Origin of the sequence: Protofrankia sp. Cas8 (genome assembly GCF_963555845.1) — a bacterium.
Taxonomy (GTDB): domain Bacteria; phylum Actinomycetota; class Actinomycetes; order Frankiales; family Frankiaceae; genus Protofrankia.
Map to the genome: position 1 here is coordinate 2,812 of NZ_CAUVXI010000217.1, position 1,388 is coordinate 4,199.

Here is a 1,388-nt window from a genome sequence, read left to right on the forward strand (position 1 = left end):
GCGTGGCCAGCCCGTCCTCCCGCCACGCCACCGTCCCATCCAGGTTGTACCCGATCGTCTCCGCGACGTTCCCCCGCGGCAACGTCGTCTGCCCCAACATCCCGTTATACGCATACGCATAGCTCGTCGGCGTCGCCGACCGCGGCGAGATGACACTGGTCAAATTGCTGCCCGAATAGCCATACGACCAGACCAGCGGCCCACCGGCGGCCGCGACCGTGCCCGTCGCGACCTGGCTGACATGCCCACCCGACCAGGTGAACGCCAACACCCGCCCCGCCGTCACGTTCAGCACCTGCGTCAACCGGCTGTTCGCGTCGTAGAACAACGCCAGCGCCCGGCCCGCCACATCGGTCACCCTGGTCAACCGGCCATCCGAGCGGAACGCCGACGCCGTCCCGGTCTTGTCGATCAGCAGAGTCGCCGCGGTGAACACCACATCGTCGACCCGACCCGACCCCGTCCCCTCGCTATACGGACCGGCCTGGATCCCGAACAGCACCGCCGGATCGGTCACCGACAGGATCTGCGACCCGTTCCGCAACACGATGATCGACGGCCCGTTCGTCACCACCGTCAACGTGTCCGACGCCGTGCAACAGGAGCTCGCCGCGTTCGCGACCGTCGTGTCAACCCCACCCACCCGTTTGATCAACCGCCAGGTACTCGACGACGGCACCGCCACCAACCGCCAAAAATTCGCCGTATCCGCGACCCGGAACGCCAACCCCATATTCGCCTGGCTCACCGGCAGGCTGAAACTGAACGACCCGTCCGCCGCCGCCGGCGTCACCAGCAGATTCGCGCTCCCCGCCGCCGCCGCCAGATAGGCACGGTTGGCGTCAATCCCCCAGGTGCCGGCCAACGGCCGCCACACCGCCCCGTTATCGGTACTGCCGGCGCTGGTCGCCGAGTTCGCCCGGGTGAAACCATCCCGCTGCTGATCATCCAAGATGGCGATCGACCCGACCCGCCCCGCACCCGTGCCCAGCGCATACAACCCGGCCCGCGTCGCGGTCTGGAACGTACTGCTACTCGCGGTCGCCACCACCCGGTCGTTCCGCGACACCGCGATCGAGGTCCCCGCCGTACTCACCGCGAACACATCCCCCGCCGCACAGCACCCGCCCGCCGCGGTCGCCACCACCGTGTCCACCCCGGCGACCCGTTTGGCCAACACCAGCTGACCCGCCGACGGCTTGCCATACAGCAGCCACATGTTGTCCGCGTCCTGCACGCGGAAGGCGACACCCACCATGTCCTGTGCCGTCGGCAGCGTGAACCGCACCGTCCCGTCCGACCCGGCCGGCAACACCGCCACACTCCGCCCGGCACCAGCCGACGCCAGATAGGCGTCGTTACCGGAAATCCCCCAGGTGCCGGCCAGC

Annotated in this window: 1 pseudogene; it reads right to left on the reverse strand. The window is 68.8% G+C overall.

Features of this window, described 5'->3' with window-relative positions:
• Positions 1-1,388: pseudogene (locus U9977_RS22790) on the reverse strand (RHS repeat protein); the annotation flags it as partial.